Source organism: Variovorax paradoxus (genome assembly GCF_902712855.1).
In the GTDB taxonomy this organism is placed as follows: Bacteria; Pseudomonadota; Gammaproteobacteria; order Burkholderiales; family Burkholderiaceae_C; genus Variovorax; species Variovorax paradoxus_Q.
In genome coordinates this window covers 2,634,007-2,653,815 of the sequence record NZ_LR743507.1, presented here as the reverse complement: position 1 = coordinate 2,653,815, position 19,809 = coordinate 2,634,007, and the positions used below count along the sequence as shown (strand labels likewise).

The following is a 19,809-nucleotide window of genomic DNA, read 5'->3' as shown; positions in this document are numbered from 1 at the left end:
CGTTCTCTTTTTTTGCTCCCGACAACGACAAGATCCCCACGGAGGCGCCGACCCCATGAATCCCGATGCAGACAAACTCTGGCAGGCTCCGCGCTGGGCGCTTGCCGTGCTGCTCGCCGTGCTGGGCATGCTCGGTCCCTTCTCCATCGACACCTACATCCCGGCGTTCTCGGGCATCGCGCAGTCCATCGGCGCGACGCCGGCGGAGATGCAGCAGACGCTCTCGGCCTACCTGTTCGGCTTCGCGTTCATGAACCTGTTCCACGGCGCGCTGTCGGACAGCTTCGGGCGGCGCCCCGTGGTGCTCTGGGGCCTGGCGGTGTTCACGCTGGCCTCGCTGGGCTGCGCGCTGTCGCAGAACATCACGCAACTGGTGCTGTTCCGCGGGCTGCAGGGCCTGTCGACCGGCGCGGGCATCGTGGTGTCGCGCGCGGTGATCCGCGACATGTTCCCTCCCGCCGAGGCGCAGCGGGTCATGAGCCAGGTGACGATCTACTTCGGCGTGGCGCCGGCCATCGCGCCCATCGTGGGCGGATTCCTGTTCGTGCATGCGGGCTGGCATGCGGTGTTCTGGTTCCTGGTGGCAGTGGGCGTGGTGCTGTTCACGGCCAACTACAAGCTGCTCCCCGAGACCCTGCATCCCTCGCACCGCCAGTCGTTCCACGTGCGTCACCTGCTGCGGGGCTACTGGGACCTGTGCTCCGACCCGCGCTTCCTGCTGCTGGCATTCGCCAGCGGCGTGCCGTTCAACGGCATGTTCCTGTACGTGCTGGCCGCGCCCGCGTTCCTGGGCGACCACCTCGCGCTGCAGCCGCAGCAGTTCTTCTGGTTCTTCCTGCTGACCATCGGCGGCATCATGCTCGGCGCGCGCGCCAGCGGCCGCATGGCCGGCAAGGTGGCGCCCAAGCGGCAGATCCGCGACGGCTTCCTGATCATGCTGGTGACCTCGGTGGTCAACGTGACGGCCAATTTCTTCTTCCAGGCACACGTGGCCTGGGCGCTGTGGCCGCTGGCGGTGTTCGCCTTCGGCTGGGCGCTGATGGTGCCGGTGGTCACGCTGCTGGTGCTCGACCTGCACCCCGAGCGCCGCGGCATGGCTTCGTCGCTGCAGGCGGTGATTGGCTCCACCGCCAATGGCATCGTGGCGGGCGCGGTGGCACCGCTGGTGATGCATTCCACGCTCGCGCTCGCGCTGACCTCGCTGGGCATGCTCGCCATCGGGCTGGTCGCCTGGGTCTGGCTGCACGGCCGCTGGCCCGAGATCGGCCGCATGGTGGCGCACGAAGGCTGAAGCGTACGGCGCCATGCGATTCGACGCTTTCCTGACTCATGCGCGCGCCTGGATGCCGGGGCGCACCGCGGTCGATGCGCGCGAACGCCTGCGCGCTGTCGGCGGCGCCGGCCTCGGACTGCTGGTCGCGGCCCTGCTGTCGCACTGGCTGGCGGCTCCGCTGCACGCCAACGTCTGGCTGGTCGCGCCACTGGGCGCCAGCGCGGTGCTGGTGTTCGCGGTGCCGGCGAGCCCGCTCGCGCAGCCCTGGTCGGTGGTCGGCGGCAACACGCTGTCGGCGGCGGTGGGCATCGCCTGCGTCAGCTGGATCCCGGAGCCGACCGTCGCTGCCGCCGTGGCGGTGGCCCTGGCCATCGCCGTCATGTTCGGTGCGCGCTGCCTGCATCCGCCGGGCGGCGCCGCTGCGCTGCTGGCGGTGCTGACGAACACCACGCACTTTTCGTCCGCCCTCTTCCCCTTCTTCACCAACTCGCTGCTGCTGGTGCTGGCCGGCGTGGCCTACAACACGCTGACGGGGCGACGCTATCCGCATGTGCAGGTCGCGCGGCCGCCAGCGGCCGACGCGCGCTTCAGCCAGGCCGACATCGATGCGGTGCTGGCCCGCTACAACCAGGTGCTGGACATCAGCCGCGACGACCTCGAATCGCTGATCCAGCAGACCGAGCTCGAGTCGTACAAGCGGCGCCTTGGCACGCTGCATTGCGCCGACATCATGTCGCGCACGCCGATTTCGGTGGAGTTCGGCACCCCGCTGCAGGAGGCCTGGGCGCTGATGCACGAACGCCGCATCAAGGCGCTGCCCGTCACCGACCGCACGCGACGGGTGGTGGGCATCGTGACGCAGGCCGACTTCTTCCGCCAGCTCGACCTGCAGCACCACGAAGGCATCGCCGGCAAGCTGCGCGACCTGATCCGTGCCACGCGCACGGTGATGTCGAACAAGCCGGAGGTGGTCGGGCAGATCATGACGCGGCAGGTGCGCGTGGCCAGCGCCGACCGGCCGGTGGTCGACCTGGTGCCGCTGTTCTCCGAGGGCGGGCACCACCACATCCCGATCATCGACGAGGAGAAACGCCTCACCGGGATGATCACGCAGTCGGATTTCGTGCGGGCGCTGTACCGGGCGGTCGGGCCGGCGTAGGCCTGGATCGAATTCCTCCTCCCTCCCGGAGAGGGTCGGGACACGACGGTGTCAACGGCAGCGCAGCGCCTCGTCGAAGGCCGCTTGCCCCCACCCCGATCGTTCCCCGGGAAGGAAAGAGCAAGCGCCGGGCCTTCTTTACTCCAGCACCACGTTCGCCTTCTTCACCAGCGCCGCGTAGCGCGCAGCCTCGGTGCGGAAGTAACTCGCGGCCTGCTCCGGCGTGGTGGGCTTCACGATGTTGCCCTGCTTGTCCATGGCGTCGCGCACCTCGGCGCTGGTGAACGCCGCCGCCACTGCGTCGTGCACGCGCGCGATGTCGGCGGCCTGCATCTTCGGCGGGCCGATCACCGCGAACCACCCTTCGACGGCATAGTTCGGCAGGCCCTGTTCCGCGATCGTCGGCATGTCGGGCGCGGCCGGCGAGCGCGCGGCGCCGCACAGCCCGATGGCGCGCAGCGCGCCGCTCCTGATGTGCGGCTGCACGGCCGGCAGCGCGACCACACCCATCTCGACCTGCCCCGCGATCATGTCAGTGACCATCGGGCCGGTGCCCTTGTAGGGAATGTGCCGCGCCTTCACGCCGGCCTCGTCCATGAACATCTCGCCCGCCAGGTGGATGATGGTGCCGTTGCCCGACGACGCGTAGTTGTAGCCCTCCGGCCTGGCGCGCAGCAGCGCCACCAGTTCCTTCACGTTCTTCGCGGGCACCTTCGGGTTCACCAGCAGCACGAGCGGCGTCGCGCCCACCACGCTGATGGGCGTGACGTCGTTGATCGCATCGAACGGCATCTTCTTGAACACGGCCGGATTGATGACGTGGTTGTTCGACACCATGCCCAGCGTGAGCCCGTCGGGCGCGGCCTTGACCACGGCCGCGGTGCCGGTGATGCCGCCGGCGCCCGGCAGGTTCTCGATGACCACCGGCTGCCCGAAGGCCTTGCCGAGCGCCACCGAGGCAGCGCGCACGATGGTGTCGACGCCCGAGCCCGCACTGATCGGCAGGATGAAGCGAATCGGCTTGTCCGAGCCCTGCGCGATCGCGGGAAACGCCGCCACCGCCGCGGCGCACGCGCCGAGGCCGAGCACCGCGCGGCGATTCAGCCGGCCCATCGATGGAAATGTCTTCGTCATGGTCTTGTCTCTCTTTGTTTTGAAAAATTCCGGAGCGCCGTTCAGGCCACCGCGGCATCCGCGTGCAGCGCATCGACCTGCGCGCGCCCGTAGCCCAGTTCGGCCAGCAGTTCGCGCGTGTGTTCGCCGAGGGTCGGCGGATCCAGGCGCACGCCGAGGCGGTCGCCGCCCAGCGTGATCGGGAACAGCGTGGTCTGCGCGGTTTCGCCGGCACGCTCGCCGTCGGGCAGGCGGATGTCCGCGAGACCGCCGGTGGCCTTCAGGTGCGGATCGGCGTAGAGGTCTTCAGGTCGCGTGATCGGCGCGAACGGCAGGCCTCTGGCCTCGAAGATCGCCGACAGCTCCGCCGCCGACCGGTCCGCCAGCCGCTGCCGCAGCCCGGCCAGCAGCGTGGGCCGCAGCCGCACGCGGTCGTTGTTGGTGCGCAGCGCGGGGTCGGCCTTCAGGTCGTCGAAGCCCAGCGCGTCGCAGAACGTGTTCCACTGCGCGTCGCTCACCGCGGCCAGGAAGATCTGCTCCCCGTCCTTCACCGTGAACACGTCGTACAGCGCCCAGGCCGAGATGCGCTCGGGCATCGGCGCCGCCGCCTGCCCGGTGATGGCGTACTGCAGCATGTGCTGGCCGACCAGGAACACGTTGTTCTCGAACAGCGCCGACTGCACCTCCTGCCCCTTGCCGGTTTCGCCGCGCTGCATCAGCGCGGCGATGGCGCCGATGGCACCGAACATGCCGCCCATGATGTCGTTCACGCTGGTGCCCGCACGCAGCGGGTCGCCGGGGCGCCCGGTCATGTAGGCCAGCCCGCCCATCATCTGCACCACCTCGTCGAGCGCGGTGCGGTGCTCGTAGGGGCCGGGCAGGAAGCCCGTGTGGTTCACGTACACCAGGCGCGGATTGAGCTTTCCGAGCGCCGCGTACCCCAGGCCGTACTTGTCCATGGTGCCGGGCTTGAAGTTCTGCGCCACCACGTCGGCCGTGGCGCACAGGCGCAGCGCGGCCTCCAGGCCCTCGGGCTTCTTCAGGTCGAGCGCGATGCTCTTCTTGTTGCGGTTGAACATGGGGAAGAAACCCGCGCCCGCGCCCAGCAGGTGCCGCGTGCGGTCGCCGTCGATGGGCTCGACCTTGATGACCTCGGCGCCCAGGTCGGCCAGCACCATGCCGCAGGTCGGACCCATGACCATGTGCGTGAACTCGACCACGCGGATGCCGGCCAGCGGCAGGCGCTTCGTCTGGCTGTTCGTTTCGCTGTTCATCGCGCTCATGCCGCCACCCCTTGCATTGCCTCTTGCGAAGCGGCAAAGGTCTTCGGAAAGCCCGCGCGCCACACCGTGCCCTGCAGCGTCTCGCCGTCGAGCCAGTCCGCCACGCGCCGGCGCAGGGCCAGCAGCTTCGGCAGGTCGACGCCAGTGGCCACGCCCATGCTCTCGAGCATGAAGACCAGGTCTTCGGTGTCGACGTTGCCGCTGGCGCCCGGCGCATGCGGGCAGCCGCCGATGCCGGCCAGGCAGGCGTCGAAGCGGGTGATGCCCACTTCGAGCGCCGCATAGGCATTGGCCAGCCCCATGCCGCGCGTGTCGTGGAAGTGCCCGCACCACAGGCGGTCGCCCGCGATGCGCAGCGCGCGCTCGAACAGGCTGCGCACCATCGCCGGGTCGGCATAGCCCACGGTGTCGGCCAGGCTCACCCGGTCGGCACCGGCGTCGAGCAGCGCCTGCATCAGCCGCAGCACCTCGTCGGGATCGACATGGCCCTGCAGCGTGCAACCGAAGGCCGTGCCCACGCCACCGTCGATGAGCGTCTTCGAGCCCGCTGCGTCGCGCGCCGCGCGGATGCGGCCGACCTCGGCCACCACCTCGTCGGGGGTCTTGCGCAGGTTGGCCAGGCTGTGGGCGTGGCTGGCCGACAGCGGCACGACCATCAGGTCCGCCTCGCCTGCGATGGCACGCTCCGCGCCCTTCAGGTTCGGCACCAGCACCGAGGCGAAGAGCCCCGGCAGCGTCTTCGCGAAGGCGAGCAGCTCGGCCGTGTCGGCCAGTTGCGGCAGAAGGTGCGCAGGCACGAAGGAGCCCACTTCGATCTCGCGCTGGCCGGCCGCATGCGCATCGCGGATCCATTCGAGCTTGCGGGCGGTGGGCAGCACGCGGGCGATGCTCTGCAGGCCGTCGCGCAGGCCCACTTCTCGGACGACCGCACGTGGCGGCAGGAAGGCGTGAATCAAGACTTTGTCTCCGTCGAGGGGGTACGGCGGAATCTTAGAAGTTCCGAATTGATCCAGAAGGTATATTTTGGAAGCCATTCGATTCCAAAGCGGAACATCAAAAACACACCATGCGCGACCTCGACCTGACCACCCTGCGCCTTTTCGTCTCCGTCTGCGAAACCCGCAGCATCGCGCGCGCCGGCGAGCAGGCCAGCCTCGTCGGCTCGGCCATCAGCAAGCGGCTGGCGCAGCTCGAAGACACGGTCGGCACGCCGCTTCTGCTGCGCAAGCGCCGCGGCGTGGTGCCGACGCCCGCCGGCGAAACCCTGCTCGAACACGCCCGCGCCATGCTGGGCAGCGCGCACCGCATCGAGCGCGACATGGCGGCCTACGCAGGCGGCGCGCGCGGGCACGTGCGCATCCTGGCCTCGGCGTCCGTCATGGCCGAATCGCTGGCGGAGGACGTGGCCGGCTTCCTGCAGGACCCGGCCCACCGCAACATCCGCGTCGACATGGAAGAGCGCGTGAGCCCCGAGATCGTGCGCGGCATCCGCGAAGGCGTGGCGTCCATCGGCCTGTGCTGGGACGCCGCCGAGCTCGATGGCCTGGAGCGCCGCAGCTACCGCTCGGACCACCTCGCCATCGTCGCGCACCCTTCGCACCCGGTGGCGCAGCACGATAGCGTGCGCTTCGAGCAGGCGCTCGACCACGAGTTCGTCGGCATGCCGGCGCTCAGTGCGGTGCAGCTCATGCTTGCGCGCGAGGCCGTCGTGGCGGGCAAGCCGCTGGTGCACCGCGTGCTGGTGTCCAACTTCGACGCCGCGCTGCGCGTGGTGCGGGCGGGGCTGGCCATCAGCGTGGTGCCGGCCGAAGTGGCACGGCCTTTCACCGATGCGTACGGATTGCGGCTCATGCCGCTGACCGATGCATGGGCACGGCGCCGCTTTGCGATCTGCTTTCGCGGCGGCGCGTCGCTCTCGCCATCGGCGCAGCTGCTGGTGGCGCACCTCGAGCGGTGCGCCACCGACTGAGAAAGACACCCGCCGCATTCGAACGGAATGCGCAACTGTTCATTGCGAAGGATCGGGTTTCTGCTTCGATTTGCACAACCTACAGTCGACCGGATCGTGCTGTCACCCCCGAAGGAATCGACTTGTTCCGAAGAGCCCTCCTCTGCGCTTGCGCCCTCGCTCCCGCGCTCGCCCTCGCCCCTTTCGCCGCGCTGGCCTCGCAACCCGAACCGCCGCTCAGGCTCGAGGTGTACAACCCGGGCGCGAAGTCGATGTTCCCGGTTTCCTCCGAAATCGTCATCGGACGGGCCGAGGCGGTGCTGATCGACGCGCAGTTCCAGCGCAACGATGCCGAGGCGCTGGTGCAGAAGATCAAGGCCACGGGCCGGAAGCTCACCACGGTCTACATCAGCCACAGCGACCCCGACTACTACTTCGGCCTCGACGTGATCCAGGCCGCCTTTCCCGACGCGAAGATCGTCGCCACGCCGCAGACCGTGGCCGCCATCCGGGCCTCGAAGGACGGCAAGCTCGCGCACTGGGGCCCGGTCCTGAAGGACAAGGCACCCAGGGAGCTGGTCGTGCCGCAGCCGCTGGCCGGCGACAGCATCGAGCTCGAAGGCCGCAAGATCCAGATCGTGGGCCTCGACGGCCCCACGCCCGAGCGCAGCTTCGCGTGGATTTCCTCGCTGAAGGCCGTGGTCGGCGGCATTCCGGTGTCCGCCAACATCCATGTGTGGGTGGCCGATACCCAAACCCCGCAGTCGCGCCGCGACTGGATCAAGGCGCTGGACAGCATTGCCGCGCTGCATCCGAAGACCGTGGTGCCCGGCCATTACCTGCCGAACGCCAACGGCGCTTCACCGTACACGCTGGCGTCGGTGAAGTTCACGCGCGGCTACCTGCAGGCCTTCGAAATCGAGGCGGCGAAGACCAGGGACTCGGGCGAACTCATCGCCGCGATGAAGAGGCGCTATCCGAAACTGGAGGACGTCTCGTCGCTGGAACTCGGCGCGAAGGTCGTCAAGGGAGAAATGAAATGGCCGCAATGAACGAGACCGAGGCGCAGGGCCAGGGCGAAAGCCGTGGCGCCACGCTGCACTACATCTTCGACCCGCTGTGCGGCTGGTGCTACGCCGCCGCGCCGCTGGTGGACGCGGCGCGCAACGTGCCCGGCCTGCGCGTGGCCTTTCATGGCGGCGGGATGATGACCGGCGCCAACCGCCGTCCGATCACGCCGCAGTGGCGCGAGTACGTGCTGCCGCACGATCGCCGCATCGCCGAGATGACCGGCCAGCCTTTCGGCGAAGGCTACTTCGAGGGATTGCTGCGCGACACCGGCGCGGTGATGGATTCCGAGCCGCCGATCACCGCCATCCTCGCGGCGGAAGCGCTGCGCGCGGGCGGCGGACTGGACATGATCCACCGGCTGCAGCGCGCGCACTATGTCGAAGGCCGGCGGATCGCCGACGCACAAGTGCTGACGGCGCTGGCCGCCGAACTCGGCTTCGACGCAGGCGCCTTCGGCACCGCCTATGCGAGCCTCGGCGGTGCGGCGACGGCGCAGCACATCGCCGCGAGCCGCCAGTTCCTGCAACGCGCAGGCGGCCAGGGCTTCCCGACCTTCGTGCTGGCGCAGTCCGACGGCCGCGCCAGCCGCCTCGATGCCGGCCCGTGGCTGGGCCGCGCCGACGACTGGAAGGCGCGCCTGGCCGAACTGATCTAGCGCGCGACGCCCAGCAGCCGGTCGAGCACCTCCGGCTGCGTGCGCAGGGTCGCGGCCTTGGCGGTGTGCACGATGGTGCCGTGGTCGAGCACCACGGCTTCGTCGGAAATCGCGAGGATCGCCTGCGGATGCTGCTCCACGATGATCGCGGCCAGGCCCTCGTCCTGCGTGATGCGGCGGATGGCGCGCAGCAGCTCTTCCACGATGATGGGTGCGAGCCCCTCGAGCGGCTCGTCGAGCAACAGCAGCCTGGGGTTGAGCACCAGCGCGCGGCCCACGGCCAGCATCTGCTGCTCACCACCCGAGAGCTGCGTGCCGAGGTTGGTCTTGCGCTCGGCCAGGCGCGGGAACATCTCGTAGACGCGCTGCGCGTTCCACTTTCCTGCGCGCTCCACGGCCGTCAGGTTCTCGTGCACGGTGAGCGACTTGAAGATGTTGCGCTCCTGCGGCACCCAGCCGATGCCGGCCGCCGCGCGCTGGTGCGGCGCCAGCTTGTGCAGCGCCTGCCCACCGAGCGCGATGCTGCCGCCGTGCTGGCGCGTCGCGCCCGCCAGCGTGTTGATCAGCGTGGTCTTGCCGGTGCCGTTGCGGCCCAGCAGCGCCAGCGTCTGTCCTTCGCCAAGCGCGAAAGCCACGTCGTGCAGTACCACGGCCTCGCCGTAGCCGGCACTCAGGTTCTCTATGCGCAGCAGCTCAGACATGGGCAGCTTCTCCATGGCCCAGATAGACCTCTTTCACTTTCGGATCGTTGGCGATGGTTTCGGGGTCGCCCTCGGTCAGCAGCGTGCCGTTGACCAGCACCGTCATGCGGTCGGCAAAGCTGAACACCAGGTCCATGTCGTGCTCGATGAGCAGCACCGACACATCGGCCGGCAGCGCGGCCACGGTCTGCAGCAGCTCCTCGCGCTCGCCGGCGGGCACGCCCGCCACCGGCTCGTCGAGCAGCAGCACGCGCGGCTCGCAGGCCAGCGCGATCGCGATCTCCAGCAGCCGGCGCTTGCCGTAGGCCAGGTGCTTCACCTGCTGTTGCGCCACGTCGCCCAGGTGGAACTGCTCCAGCAGCTGCGCCGAGCGCTCGGCAATCGCCTTGCTCGAACCGAGCGGCCTCCACCACTGCGCGCCGATGCCCTGGTGCTGCGAGACGACGAGCGCCAGCGTTTCCAGTGGCGTCATCGAATCGAACAGCTGGTTGATCTGGAAGGTGCGCACCAGCCCGCGCGCCACGCGCTTGTGCGGCGCCAGCGTGGTGATGTCCTCGCCCAGCAGCGTGATGCGGCCTTCGGTGGGCGTGAGCACGCCCGTGAGCTGGTTGATGAGCGTGGTCTTGCCCGCGCCGTTGGGGCCGATCAGTGCATGGCGTGCGCCGCGCTTGAGCTCCATCGTCACGTTGTTGGTGGCGGTGATGCCGCCGAAGCGCATCACGAGGCCGTGGGTCGACAGCACGGTGTCGGTCATGCCGCACCCCCTTTCTGGCCCTTGTTCTTCGCAGCGCCGAACCAGGTCCACGGTTTCAGCAGCCGGTCGCGTCCCACCAGCACCAGCAGCACCAGGATCAGGCCGATCCAGAACATCCAGTACTGCGGCGTCACGGCCGACAGCCAGGTCTGCAGCAGCTTGAACACGATCGCGCCCGCCACCCCGCCATAGAGCCAGCCCACGCCGCCGATGACCAGCATCAGCAGCACGTCGGCCGAACGGTCGAAGGCCAGCACGTCGAGCGAGGCGAAGCCGGTGGTCTGCGCCAGCAGCGCGCCCGCGGCACCGGCCACGCCGGCCGCGATGGTGTAGACCGTGGCAAGGCGCCCCACCACCGGAATGCCGATGGCCATGGCGCGCAGCCGGTTGTCGCGGATGGCCTTCAGCGTGGCGCCGAACGGCGAATGCACCAGCCGGCGCATCAGCAGGAACAGCACCAGCATGACGGCCAGCGAATACCAGGCCGCGGTGCGGCCGTACAGGTCGAATTCGAACAGGCCGAGCACCGGCCCCATCACCACGCCCTGCAGGCCATCGGCGCCGCCGGTCAGCCAGTCGAGCTTGTTCGCCAGTTCGAGCAGCAGCAGCGCCGTGCCCAGCGTGACCATCAGCCGCGTGAGGTCGCTGCCGCGCAGGATGGTCACGCTCGCCACCAGCCCCAACACGGCCGACAGCACCGTCGCGAACACCAGCCCCACGGTCGGGTCGGGCATGACCAGCTTGGCGAACAGCGCCGCGGCGTAGGCACCGAAGCCGAAGAAGGCCGCATGGCCCAGCGACACGATGCCGGTGTAGCCCAGGATCAGGTCGAGCGACATCGCGAACAGCGCGACGATCGCGATCTCGTTGACCAACAGCGAGTGCGAGGGCATGGCCAGCGGCAGCGCGAAGGCCACCGCCCAGACCACGAACTCCAGCGGCCGCCAGCGGGCCTTGCGCAGCAGGGCCGACTGGAAATCGACCGAAGAAGAAGGCGCGCTCATTCAACGGCCCCCTTTGCGCGTGAACAGGCCCTGGGGCCGCCACATCAGGATCAGGATCATCAGCAGGTAGACGGTGAATGCACCCATCTTCGGAATGAAGTACTTGCCCGCCACGTCGGCGATGCCCAGCAGCAGCGCCGCCGCGAGCGGCCCGGTGATCGACGAGGTGCCGCCGACGGAGACCACGATCAGGAAATAGATCATGTACTTGAGCGGAAAGGTCGGGTCGAGCCCGAGGATCTCCGCGCCCAGCGCGCCGCCCAGCCCCGCAAGGCCGGAGCCCACCGCGAAGGTCAGCAGGAACACCACGTTCACGTTGATGCCCAGGCCCGCGGCCACGCGCGGGTCGTCGACCGCTGCGCGCAGGCGGCTGCCGAAGCGGGTCTTCGACAGGATCAGCTGCAGCACCACGGTGAGCACCGCGCACACGCCGATGATGAACAGGCGGTAGTGCCCCATGCCCAGCAGCAGCGCGCCGTCGCCGATCTCGGTGCGTCCGCGCAGCCACTCGGGCAGTTGCACGTTCTGCTGCGAGGAGCCCACGAAATAGTCGATGGCGGCCACGGCCATGAAGGCCAGGCCGATGGAAAAGAGCACCTGGTCGAGGTGCGGCTTGCCGTACATCGGCCGGTAGAGCGTGCGCTCCAGCAGCGCGCCGGCGAGCGCGACGACGATGAACGCCAGCGGCAGGCAGGCCAGGAAAGGCAGGCCGAGCTTCTGCATCGCGAACACCGTGAGGTATCCGCCGGCCATGGCGAAGGCGCCGTGCGCGAGGTTGATGAAGTTCATCAGCCCCAGCGTCACGGCCAGGCCCACCGCCAGCACGAAGAGCAGCATGCCGTAGGCGATGCCGTCGAAAAGAATGGTCAACATGTCAGCTACTCAACACTTGCCGCGCATCGCGGTCTCTTCGGTAAGCACCGGGGATCGGCCTCGCCGAACCTCCGTGTCTCCCCCGTAAGGGGAAGGGGTGAGCCAGGAACACCGAGGAACCGGCTTTGCCGGGCCTCAGGTGTTGCCCCCGGTAGGGGGTAGGCGAAGCGACACGAAGTGCGCGCAGCCTGGGGGCGAGCCTTACTCGAGCCTTACTTTGTCTTGCCCGGGTCCTTCACGCTCTTGATCACGTCGAACTCGACGTTGTAGAGCTGGCCGTCCTTCTTCTCGACCTTGCGCAGGTACACGTCCTGCACCACGTCGCGCGTCTGCGCGTCGATCATCATCTGGCCGCGCGGGCTCTCGAAGACCTGGCCCTTCATGGCGGCCAGCAGCGCCTCGCCGCCGCCCGCGCCCTTGGTGGTCTTGAGCGCTTCATAGATCACGCGCATGCCGTCATAGCCGCCCACGGCCATGAAGTTGGGGCGCAGCTTGGGGTTGGCCTTCTCGAAGGCTTCCACGAACTTCTTGTTCATGGCCGAGGGATGCGCCGCCGAGTAGTGGTGCGAGGTGACCACGCCCAGCGCGCCGTCGCCCATGTCGTTGAGCTGGTCGTCGTCGGTCACGTCGCCGGTGGCGATCAGCTTGATGCCGGCCTTGTCCATGCCGCGCTCGAGGAACTGCTTCATCACCGCCGCGCCTGCGCCCGAGGGCACGAAGACAAACAGCGCGTCGGGCTTGGCGTCGCGCACCTTCTGCAGGAACGGCGCGAAGTCGGGGTTGCGCAGCGGCACGCGCAGCTTGTCGATGACCTTGCCGCCGTTGAGCTGGAAGCGCTCGCTGAAGAACTTCTCGGCGTCGTTGCCCGGGCCGTAGTCGGCCACCAGCGTCACCACCGTCTTGATGCCGTTCTTGGGCGCCCAGTCGCCCATGGGCACCGACACCTGCGGCAGCGTGAAGCCCGAGCGGATGATGTACGGCGAAGCCTCGGTGATGCTCGAGGTGGCCGCGGCCATCACGAGCTGGGGCGTCTTCGACTGCGTGGCGATGGGCGCCACGGCCAGCGCCAGCGGCGTGAGGCCGAAGCCGGCCAGCACGTTGACCTTGTCGTTCACCACCAGTTCCTGCGCGAGGCGCTTGGTCACGTCGGGCAGGCCGGTGTCGTCCTTCACGATCAGCTCGACCTTCTTGCCGGCCACGGTGTCGCCGTTCTGGGCCATGTACAGGCGCGCGGCGGCTTCGATCTGGCGGCCGGTGGAAGCCGACTGGCCCGTCATCGGCAGGATGAGGCCGATCTTGAACTTGTTGTCCTGGGCGCTGGCGAGCGGAACCGAAAGAACCGTGGAAACCGCAAGCGCCGACAGGGCTGCGGTCTGGATGAGATGGCGTCTTTGCATGATTTTTCCTTCAGGGACGGAACTCGAAACCGGGGCTATTTTCAACACTTTGCAACATTCGGCGGAGCAGGCAATCACCTACCCCGGGCCCCTCCCGGGCCATTGTTGCGCGATCAACAAATGAACTGCGCGATGATCGCGCAAGGTGGGCTGCGCCCGCGTTGCGGCTTCAGCTGTCGGCGCGGTACGCGGAGTCGAGCGTGAGCGTACCCACCGCGCGTGACACGCACGCGCAGATGCGCGTGGTGGCCTGCTTTTCGTGCTCACTGAGGAACACGTCGCGGTGGTCGACCTCGCCGTCCACGGCCAGCACGTCCATGGCGCACAGGCCGCACTCGCCGCGCTTGCAGTCCCACAGGGTCTGCACGCCGGCGGCCTCGAGCGCGTCGAGCAGCGTGCAGTCGGCCGGCACGGTGATGGCCAGGTCGTGCCGCGGTATGCGCACCGTGAACGGCTGCGTGGCCAGGCGCCCGCTGCTGCCGAAGGTCTCGAAGCGCAGGTCCGCAAGCGGGCGGCCGGCCGCATGCCAGGCGCGCTTGACGGCCTCGAGCATCGGCACCGGGCCGCAGGTGTAGAGCTGGCCGCCCGCCGGCAGCTCGGCAATGGCGGCTTCGAAGTCGATGGGCGCCGAGCCTTCATGCGCAACGACCCTGTCGCCCAGGGCTTCCCGGAGGTGTGGCAGGTAGCCGAATTCCTCTGCATTGCGCGCGCCGTAGAGCATCTTCACCGGCACGCCGGTGCGCTTCGCGTGGGCTGCCAGCCGCTGCGCCATCAGCACCAGCGGCGTGATGCCGATGCCGCCCGCCACCAGCAGGTAGCCGGGCGCGGACAGGTCGAGCGCGAAGTGGTTCTGCGGCGCGCTCACCTGGAGCCGATCGCCCTCGGCCAGCCGCCACATGGCGAGCGAGCCTCCGCGGCCGTCGTCGAGCCGCTTGACGGCAATGCGCCAACAGCTGCCGTCGCCCTCGCCCACCAGCGAGTACGAGCGGGTCTGCACCCTGCCCTGCGCTGTCATCACCTGCACCTGCAGGTGGGCGCCGGCGTCATAGCCCGAGGCAAAGCCTCCGTCGGGGCACAGTTCGAATTCGCGCACGGTCGGCGTCACGTCGCGCAGCGCAACGACCTGCGCCTGCATCCATTGGAGATCGCTTTTCATCGGGAGGACATCAGGGACGGAAAAGGAAAACGGCTCAGCCGCGGCGGCGGATCAGCTGCACGCCCGGCAGTGGACGCTGCTCGGCGGTGGGCGTGCCATGCAGTGCCTCGCGCAGGTTGCGGCGCGCGATGCGGCTGTGCTCGCGCATCAGCGCCTCGGCGCGCGAGCCTTCTCCGGACTCGATCGCGTCGAGCACCTGCAGGTGCTGGTCTTGCGCGATGACGAGCATGTCGCGCGCGGCGGGCGAGTTGGCCTGCACGATGACGAAGCCCGAGGGCGAGGCGAACGGCAGGTTGACCACGCGCTCCAGTTGCTGCGCGATGACGGGGCTGGCCGCCATCTCGCACAGCAGCGAGTGGAAGCGCTCGTTGTGCGTCACGTAGCGCGAGAAGGCCGCGTCGTCGAGCGCGGGTTCGCGCAGCAGCTCGTCGATGCGCTGCAGGCAGGCGCGCGCCTCGCGCAGCACCACCGGCGCCGCGCCGCGTTCGGCCGCCAGGCGTGCGACCAGGCCTTCGAGCGTGCCACGCAGCTCGATGGCATCGGCCACGTCGCGCTCGGAGAACGTGCGCACCGCGTAACCGCCGTTGGGCAGCGCTTCGAGCAGGCCTTCCTGCTCCAGCCGCATGAGGGCGGTGCGCACCGGCGTGCGCGACACGCCGAGCTGCTCGGAGACGGCCACCTCGGCAATGCGTGCGCCACCGGGCAGTTCGCCCGCCAGGATCATCTCGCGCAGCCGAAGCTGGGCCTTGACGGCCTGCGAGCTGCCGCTGTCGCCGGACTCGCCCGCGCTGGAAACGGCAGCGACCTTCATGCGGCCTGCTTCCGGACGGTGTCCAGCGGCCGGATCGGGATCGGCGCGCGCGCGGGCTTTTCCTTCTCGACCATGCGGTCGATCAGCCGCCGCGCCCACATCGAGCCGGCGTCGATGTTGAGGTTGTAGAACTGGTGGTCGGGATGGTCGTCCATGGCCTTCTGCTGCGCCTCGAGCACCAGCTCGTCCTCGCGGAAGATGCCCGAGACGCCCTCGCGCAGCTCGTGCGTGAGGCGCTGCTCGCCCAGGCAGTAGTTGCGCGCGAACGCCCAGAAATACAGGCAGGTCTTGTCGGTCTCGGGCGTGATGGTGTTGAGCACGTAGCCGTTGACGCCCTTGCTGCGGTCGCCGGCGTTGCCGCTCGTGGGCACGGCACCGCTTCCGGCCTCGGCCACGCCGACGTCGATGTTGACGGTGCACGGGCCTTCGAAACGGATGATCTGCCAGCGGTCGACCTTGCCCGTGTAGCCGCGCGCATGGCGGATCTGGTTGCCCCAGAACGGCGGCGGATCGATGTTCTCCATCCACCGCGTGACGGTGGCCGAGCGGTCGCCGTGCGTGGCCACGAAGGGCGCCTCCGCCACTTCGCGGTTGCCGATGGACGAACCGTGCACGAAGGTCTCGTGCGTGAGGTCCATCAGGTTGTCGACCACCAGGCGGTAGTCGCAGTTGACGCGAATCATCTTGCCGTCGCCGGCCCAGGCCGGGTCGTCGTTCCAGTGCATGTCGGGAATGAGCGCCGGGTCGGCCTTGGCCGGGTCGCCGGGCCAGATCCACACGAAGCGATGCCTCTCCACCGCCGGAAAGCTGCGCACGCAGGCCGAGGGGTTCAGCGTTTCCTGGCTCGGCATGTGGGTGCAGCGGCCCTGGCTGTTGTAGACCAGCCCGTGGTAGCCGCAGACCAGCTCGTCGCCCTCGAGACGGCCGAGCGACAGCGGCATCAGCCGGTGCCAGCAGGCGTCTTCAAGCACGGCCACCTGGCCGTCGGTGCGGCGGAACAGCACCACTTTCTGGTTGCAGATGGTGCGCGGCAGCAGCGCGTGGCGCACTTCGACGTCGTAGGCGGCGGCGTACCAGGCGTTCAATGGAAAGGCGGTCGTGGGCGTCTTCATGAATACTCAATGTATACATAAATGCCGAAATTTCCAGCGCATAGGCGTCATTCAAGGGTAAACACCGACATTTCTGTATACATCTACCGACGATGCGATGGCGATACGATGCCCGATCGTTCACCCCAATACCGACGGAGTCATCCATGTCACAGCACGCCGCATTGCCCGCCCGCTACGACCACGTGGGCAGTTTCCTGCGCCCGAAGTACCTGCTCGAGGCGCGCGAGCAGAAGGCCAAGGGCGAGATCACGCCCGAGCAGCTTCGCCTCGTCGAAGACAAGGCCATCACCGAGATCGTGAAGTTCCAGGAAGACATCGGCCTGAAGAGCATCACCGACGGCGAGTTCCGCCGCACCTATTTCCACATCGACTTTCTCGACCAGCTCGGTGGCGTGAAGACCGACATTCCGGTCACCATCCGCAAGCCCGACGGCACCGAGGAACTGGCGCCGCCCGCGATGCGTGTGATCGACAAGGTCCGACACGTGAAGGACATCCAGCTCGCCGACTTCCAGTACCTCAAGAGCCAGGTCTCCGCCGGCAACACGCCGAAGGTGACCATTCCTTCGCCGACCATGCTGCACTTCCGCGGCGGCCGCGCCGGCATCAGCAAGGACGCCTACCCCGAACTCGACCCGGCCTTCTACGACGACGTGGCCAAGGCCTATGGCGACGAACTGCGCTCGCTCGCCGCGGCCGGCTGCACCTACGTGCAGATGGACGACACCAACCTGGCCTACCTGTGCGACGAGCACATGCGCGAGGCCGCCCGCAAGCGAGGCGACGACCCGAACGAGCTGCCGCACCGCTACGCCGCGTTCATCAACAAGGTGGTCGCGCAGAAGCCGCCGGGCATGCTGCTGGCCATGCACCTGTGCCGCGGCAACTTCAAGAGCACGCACGCCGCGGCCGGCAACTACGAGCCGGTGGCCGAGGCGCTGCTCAAGGAAATGGACCTCGACGCCTACTTCATGGAGTACGACGACGCACGCTCTGGCGACTTCAAGCCGCTGCGCTACCTGCCCAAGGGCAAAACCGTGGTGCTGGGCCTCGTGACCACCAAATTCGGCGAGATGGAAGACAAGGACGAACTCAAGCGCCGCATCGAGGATGCCGCCAAGTACGCCTCTCTCGACCAGCTCGCGCTGTCGCCGCAGTGCGGCTTCTCGAGCACCGTGCACGGCAACAACATCGCGGTGGAAGCACAGCGCGCCAAGCTGCGCCTCGTGGTCGAGACCGCACAGGAAGTCTGGGGCTCCACCTGATGCAGTGAGGGGCGGATTCTGGTGAAGTCGGACCCCATGACGACTCACATCTATTCCGGCCCCCTCAGCATGTTCGGCGCCAAGGTCGAGATCGCGGCACGCGAGAAAGGCGTGCCCTTCGAGCTGACCATGGTGCCCTTCACCACCGACGACGCCTACGAGCCCAAGCACCCCGAGGTGCTGCGGGTGAACCCGGTCAAGCAACAGGTGCCCGTGCTGACCGACGACATCGACGGCGGCGTCGCGCTGTTCGACTCGACGCAGATCCTCGAGTACTTCGAAGACCGCTACCCCGCGCCCGCGCACCTCGCGCTGTGGCCGGCGGGCATTGCCGAGCGGGCCCGCGCGCGGCAGCTCGAACAGAAGTCCGACGAGGTCTTCTTTCCCCACGTCATCAAGCTCTTCGGCCTGCAGCACGCGATGCATAGTGCACCGGCCGTCGCGGCCTGCGCCGGCTGCGCGCGCTTCTACGAGGAGATGGAAGGCCTGCTCGAAACGAGCGAATACCTCGCGGGCCCCTATTCCTTCGCCGACATCGCCTTCTACATGGCCTGCGTGTTCGCCGACCGCAAGGGCGCCGGCATGACCGAGGCCACGCCGCGCCTGCTGGCCTGGCGCACGCGCGTGGGCGATCGGCCTGCGGTGCGCGCGGTGGTCGACCCGATGATGCGGTTCCTGGCTTCGCACGGGCGCGGCGTGCCGGCCTTCCTTCGGCGGTGAAGGGGTTCGGCGGCGCGGCCGCGCGACGCTGAGGCATCATCGACTCATGCCTATGACAGGGTTCTCACGCTTCGACTGGCTGCCGACTCCCTCGCAGCATTTCCTCGTCGTCACCTTCGCGCTGCTGGTCTACGTGCTGACCACGCGCGCGCGCCGCGAACAGCGCGCCCCCACCACCGCCATCGCCTGGGTGATGGGGCTGGTGCTCATGCCCTACTTCATCCTGCCGATGTACCTGTTGTTCGGGCAGCGCAAGCTGCGCCCGGCGGGCTCGCCGCGGCCGCCGCGCTCGGTGCCGCCGGGCCACTGGGCGGCCGACCTGATCGAGAGCTTCGGCCTCGCGCCGCCGGGGAGGTGCGCGATCCGCATGCATGCCGACGGCGCGGGCGCGCGCGAGGCGCTCTGGCAGGTGATCGACGGCGCGCGCGAGCGCATCGACGTGTGCACCTTCATCATCGGCAACGACGCACTCGGCCACGCGGTGCTCGAGCGCCTCGCCCAGCGCGCGCGCGAAGGCATCAAGGTGCGCGTGCTGCTCGACGGCTTCGGTGCGCTGTCGCTGCCGCGCCATCACTTCGACCGGCTGCGCGCGGCCGGCGGCGAGGTGGCGGTGTTCCGCCCCTTCTTCAGCCTGCGCCGCATCGGCCCGCGCAACCTGCGCAACCACCGCAAGTTCACCATCGCGGACGACAGCTGGCTGTGGTCGGGCGGACGCAACCTGGCGGGCGAGTACTTCACCGGCAACGAGAAACATCCCGAGGCCTGGCACGACCTGTCCTTCGACCTGCGCGGCAGCGTGGCCGCGGCGGCGGCGCGCCAGTTCGACCACGACTGGAGTTCCGTGCGCAGCCGCAAGGCGCGCGCCATCACCTGCGACGACGTGCCCGAAGGACAGGGCTCGGCCATGGCGCAGTTCCTGCCGAGCGGCCCCGACCAGACGGAAGACACGGCGCATGCGCTGCTCATCGACGCGTGCTTCCGTGCCGAGCACCGCATCCTGGCGATCACGCCCTACTTCGTGCCCGGCGACGGCCTGCGCGACGCGCTGCGGCTGGCGGCACGGCGCGGCGTGCAGGTGACCATCGCGATGCCGGCCGTGTCCAACCACCGGCTGGCCGACTTCGTGCGCGCACGCGCCATGCGCGACCTGGCGCGCGCGGGCGTGAGCTTTCGCATGCTGCCGTTCATGGCGCACGCCAAGGCGGTGGTGGTCGACGACGAACTGGCCATGTGCGGATCGATCAACCTCGATTTGCGCAGCCTGCTGCTGAACCACGAGGCAGCGGTGGTGTTCTACGGCGCAACGGAAATCGAATGGCTGGCCGAATGGATCGAGACCACCGCCTCGGCCGGCGAGCCCTATCGCGCGCGGCGCCCGGGGCTGATGCGCGACCTGGCCGAAGGGCTGCTGCTCACGGTAGCCTTCCAGCTGTAATCCTGGTGCACAAATGCAACGTTTGTGAAACAAACGGAACGCCGCCACTAGAATTCCACCGGTTCCGGTAGTTGAC

General features: G+C 68.6%; 18 protein-coding genes and 1 pseudogene. 8 read left to right on the top strand and 11 right to left on the bottom strand.

Features of this window, described 5'->3' with window-relative positions; all coding sequences use genetic code 11:
* Window positions 1-55 precede the first annotated feature (55 nt).
* On the top strand, window positions 56-1,291 hold the full coding sequence (locus AACL56_RS12010; RefSeq protein WP_339090053.1) for a multidrug effflux MFS transporter: 1,236 nt from the start codon (window positions 56-58) through the stop codon (window positions 1,289-1,291).
* A gap of 13 nt (window positions 1,292-1,304) precedes the next feature.
* Window positions 1,305-2,432 (top strand): HPP family protein, encoded by a 1,128-nt coding sequence (locus AACL56_RS12005; protein WP_339090052.1) that lies wholly within the window; start codon window positions 1,305-1,307, stop codon window positions 2,430-2,432.
* A 138-nt stretch (window positions 2,433-2,570) separates the two neighbouring features.
* Here the strand turns inward: AACL56_RS12005 and AACL56_RS12000 are convergent, their stop codons facing one another.
* From AACL56_RS12000 to AACL56_RS11990, 3 genes are read right to left on the bottom strand one after another with little or no spacing between them, the layout of a single operon-like run.
* A complete protein-coding gene (locus AACL56_RS12000; RefSeq protein ID WP_339090051.1) occupies window positions 2,571-3,566 on the bottom strand; it encodes a tripartite tricarboxylate transporter substrate binding protein in 996 nt (331 codons plus the stop codon).
* 41 nt (window positions 3,567-3,607) lie between these two features.
* Window positions 3,608-4,819, bottom strand: coding sequence for a CaiB/BaiF CoA-transferase family protein (locus AACL56_RS11995; RefSeq protein WP_339092857.1), 1,212 nt, complete (start codon window positions 4,817-4,819; stop codon window positions 3,608-3,610).
* Window positions 4,820-4,824: 5 nt separating this feature from the next.
* Window positions 4,825-5,784, bottom strand: a complete 960-nt coding sequence (locus tag AACL56_RS11990; protein ID WP_339090050.1) for a hydroxymethylglutaryl-CoA lyase — start codon at window positions 5,782-5,784, stop codon at window positions 4,825-4,827.
* A 110-nt stretch (window positions 5,785-5,894) separates the two neighbouring features.
* Here AACL56_RS11990 and AACL56_RS11985 point away from each other — a divergent pair, with 110 nt between their 5' ends.
* The 3 genes and pseudogenes from AACL56_RS11985 (at window position 5,895) to AACL56_RS11975 (ending at window position 8,502) form a co-directional block, all read left to right on the top strand.
* Entirely contained in the window at window positions 5,895-6,797 is a 903-nt protein-coding gene (locus tag AACL56_RS11985) for a LysR family transcriptional regulator (RefSeq protein WP_339090049.1), read from the top strand.
* Window positions 6,798-6,919: 122 nt separating this feature from the next.
* A pseudogene (locus AACL56_RS11980) lies at window positions 6,920-7,822 on the top strand (MBL fold metallo-hydrolase); the annotation flags it as partial.
* Complete coding sequence (locus AACL56_RS11975) at window positions 7,816-8,502, top strand: DsbA family protein (RefSeq protein WP_339090048.1); 687 nt, start codon at window positions 7,816-7,818, stop codon at window positions 8,500-8,502. The pseudogene AACL56_RS11980 and the gene AACL56_RS11975, both read left to right, overlap by 7 nt.
* Here AACL56_RS11975 and AACL56_RS11970 read toward each other — a convergent pair.
* The 8 genes from AACL56_RS11970 to AACL56_RS11935 form a co-directional block, all read right to left on the bottom strand.
* The gene (locus AACL56_RS11970) at window positions 8,499-9,203 is read right to left on the bottom strand and encodes an ABC transporter ATP-binding protein (protein WP_339090047.1); all 705 of its coding nucleotides are present in this window, start codon (window positions 9,201-9,203) and stop codon (window positions 8,499-8,501) included. The two genes, AACL56_RS11975 and AACL56_RS11970, sit on opposite strands and share 4 nt — an antisense overlap.
* A complete protein-coding gene (locus tag AACL56_RS11965) occupies window positions 9,196-9,957 on the bottom strand; it encodes an ABC transporter ATP-binding protein (RefSeq protein WP_339090046.1) in 762 nt (253 codons plus the stop codon). Before AACL56_RS11965 ends, AACL56_RS11970 begins: the two co-directional genes overlap by 8 nt.
* Window positions 9,954-10,961 carry a branched-chain amino acid ABC transporter permease gene (locus tag AACL56_RS11960; RefSeq protein ID WP_339090045.1) on the bottom strand — a complete coding sequence of 336 codons (1,008 nt, stop codon included), beginning with the start codon at window positions 10,959-10,961 and terminating at the stop codon, window positions 9,954-9,956. Before AACL56_RS11960 ends, AACL56_RS11965 begins: the two co-directional genes overlap by 4 nt.
* Complete coding sequence (locus AACL56_RS11955; protein WP_339090044.1) at window positions 10,962-11,834, bottom strand: branched-chain amino acid ABC transporter permease; 873 nt, start codon at window positions 11,832-11,834, stop codon at window positions 10,962-10,964.
* A gap of 212 nt (window positions 11,835-12,046) precedes the next feature.
* Window positions 12,047-13,231: an ABC transporter substrate-binding protein gene (locus AACL56_RS11950; protein ID WP_339090043.1), complete on the bottom strand. Its 1,185-nt coding sequence runs from the start codon at window positions 13,229-13,231 to the stop codon at window positions 12,047-12,049.
* Between the two features lie 169 nt (window positions 13,232-13,400).
* Window positions 13,401-14,387 (bottom strand): PDR/VanB family oxidoreductase, encoded by a 987-nt coding sequence (locus tag AACL56_RS11945; RefSeq protein WP_339090042.1) that lies wholly within the window; start codon window positions 14,385-14,387, stop codon window positions 13,401-13,403.
* 34 nt (window positions 14,388-14,421) lie between these two features.
* Window positions 14,422-15,198, bottom strand: coding sequence for a GntR family transcriptional regulator (locus tag AACL56_RS11940; protein WP_339090041.1), 777 nt, complete (start codon window positions 15,196-15,198; stop codon window positions 14,422-14,424).
* The gene (locus AACL56_RS11935) at window positions 15,195-16,310 is read right to left on the bottom strand and encodes an aromatic ring-hydroxylating dioxygenase subunit alpha (protein WP_339090040.1); all 1,116 of its coding nucleotides are present in this window, start codon (window positions 16,308-16,310) and stop codon (window positions 15,195-15,197) included. Before AACL56_RS11935 ends, AACL56_RS11940 begins: the two co-directional genes overlap by 4 nt.
* 146 nt (window positions 16,311-16,456) lie before the next feature.
* Here AACL56_RS11935 and AACL56_RS11930 point away from each other — a divergent pair, with 146 nt between their 5' ends.
* The 3 genes from AACL56_RS11930 to AACL56_RS11920 are packed head-to-tail and all read left to right on the top strand — an operon-like array spanning window position 16,457 to window position 19,733.
* Window positions 16,457-17,578, top strand: a complete 1,122-nt coding sequence (locus tag AACL56_RS11930; protein ID WP_339090039.1) for a 5-methyltetrahydropteroyltriglutamate--homocysteine S-methyltransferase — start codon at window positions 16,457-16,459, stop codon at window positions 17,576-17,578.
* A 36-nt stretch (window positions 17,579-17,614) separates the two neighbouring features.
* The gene (locus AACL56_RS11925) at window positions 17,615-18,298 is read left to right on the top strand and encodes a glutathione S-transferase family protein (RefSeq protein ID WP_339090038.1); all 684 of its coding nucleotides are present in this window, start codon (window positions 17,615-17,617) and stop codon (window positions 18,296-18,298) included.
* Window positions 18,299-18,350: 52 nt separating this feature from the next.
* Window positions 18,351-19,733, top strand: coding sequence for a phospholipase D-like domain-containing protein (locus AACL56_RS11920; protein WP_339090037.1), 1,383 nt, complete (start codon window positions 18,351-18,353; stop codon window positions 19,731-19,733).
* The last annotated feature ends 76 nt before the right edge of the window (window positions 19,734-19,809 follow it).

What these genes read in the sequence shown, in the direction of transcription:
- AACL56_RS12010 (WP_339090053.1), top strand. Translation starts at nt 56, where the DNA reads ATGAATCCCGATGCAGACAAACTCTGGCAGGCTCCGCGCTGGGCGCTT.
- AACL56_RS12005 (WP_339090052.1), top strand. Translation starts at nt 1,305, where the DNA reads ATGCGATTCGACGCTTTCCTGACTCATGCGCGCGCCTGGATGCCGGGG.
- AACL56_RS12000 (WP_339090051.1), bottom strand. Translation starts at nt 3,566, where the DNA reads ATGACGAAGACATTTCCATCGATGGGCCGGCTGAATCGCCGCGCGGTG.
- AACL56_RS11995 (WP_339092857.1), bottom strand. Translation starts at nt 4,819, where the DNA reads ATGAACAGCGAAACGAACAGCCAGACGAAGCGCCTGCCGCTGGCCGGC.
- AACL56_RS11985 (WP_339090049.1), top strand. Translation starts at nt 5,895, where the DNA reads ATGCGCGACCTCGACCTGACCACCCTGCGCCTTTTCGTCTCCGTCTGC.
- AACL56_RS11975 (WP_339090048.1), top strand. Translation starts at nt 7,816, where the DNA reads ATGGCCGCAATGAACGAGACCGAGGCGCAGGGCCAGGGCGAAAGCCGT.
- AACL56_RS11970 (WP_339090047.1), bottom strand. Translation starts at nt 9,203, where the DNA reads ATGTCTGAGCTGCTGCGCATAGAGAACCTGAGTGCCGGCTACGGCGAG.
- AACL56_RS11965 (WP_339090046.1), bottom strand. Translation starts at nt 9,957, where the DNA reads ATGACCGACACCGTGCTGTCGACCCACGGCCTCGTGATGCGCTTCGGC.
- AACL56_RS11960 (WP_339090045.1), bottom strand. Translation starts at nt 10,961, where the DNA reads ATGAGCGCGCCTTCTTCTTCGGTCGATTTCCAGTCGGCCCTGCTGCGC.
- AACL56_RS11955 (WP_339090044.1), bottom strand. Translation starts at nt 11,834, where the DNA reads ATGTTGACCATTCTTTTCGACGGCATCGCCTACGGCATGCTGCTCTTC.
- AACL56_RS11950 (WP_339090043.1), bottom strand. Translation starts at nt 13,231, where the DNA reads ATGCAAAGACGCCATCTCATCCAGACCGCAGCCCTGTCGGCGCTTGCG.
- AACL56_RS11945 (WP_339090042.1), bottom strand. Translation starts at nt 14,387, where the DNA reads ATGAAAAGCGATCTCCAATGGATGCAGGCGCAGGTCGTTGCGCTGCGC.
- AACL56_RS11940 (WP_339090041.1), bottom strand. Translation starts at nt 15,198, where the DNA reads ATGAAGGTCGCTGCCGTTTCCAGCGCGGGCGAGTCCGGCGACAGCGGC.
- AACL56_RS11935 (WP_339090040.1), bottom strand. Translation starts at nt 16,310, where the DNA reads ATGAAGACGCCCACGACCGCCTTTCCATTGAACGCCTGGTACGCCGCC.
- AACL56_RS11930 (WP_339090039.1), top strand. Translation starts at nt 16,457, where the DNA reads ATGTCACAGCACGCCGCATTGCCCGCCCGCTACGACCACGTGGGCAGT.
- AACL56_RS11925 (WP_339090038.1), top strand. Translation starts at nt 17,615, where the DNA reads ATGACGACTCACATCTATTCCGGCCCCCTCAGCATGTTCGGCGCCAAG.
- AACL56_RS11920 (WP_339090037.1), top strand. Translation starts at nt 18,351, where the DNA reads ATGACAGGGTTCTCACGCTTCGACTGGCTGCCGACTCCCTCGCAGCAT.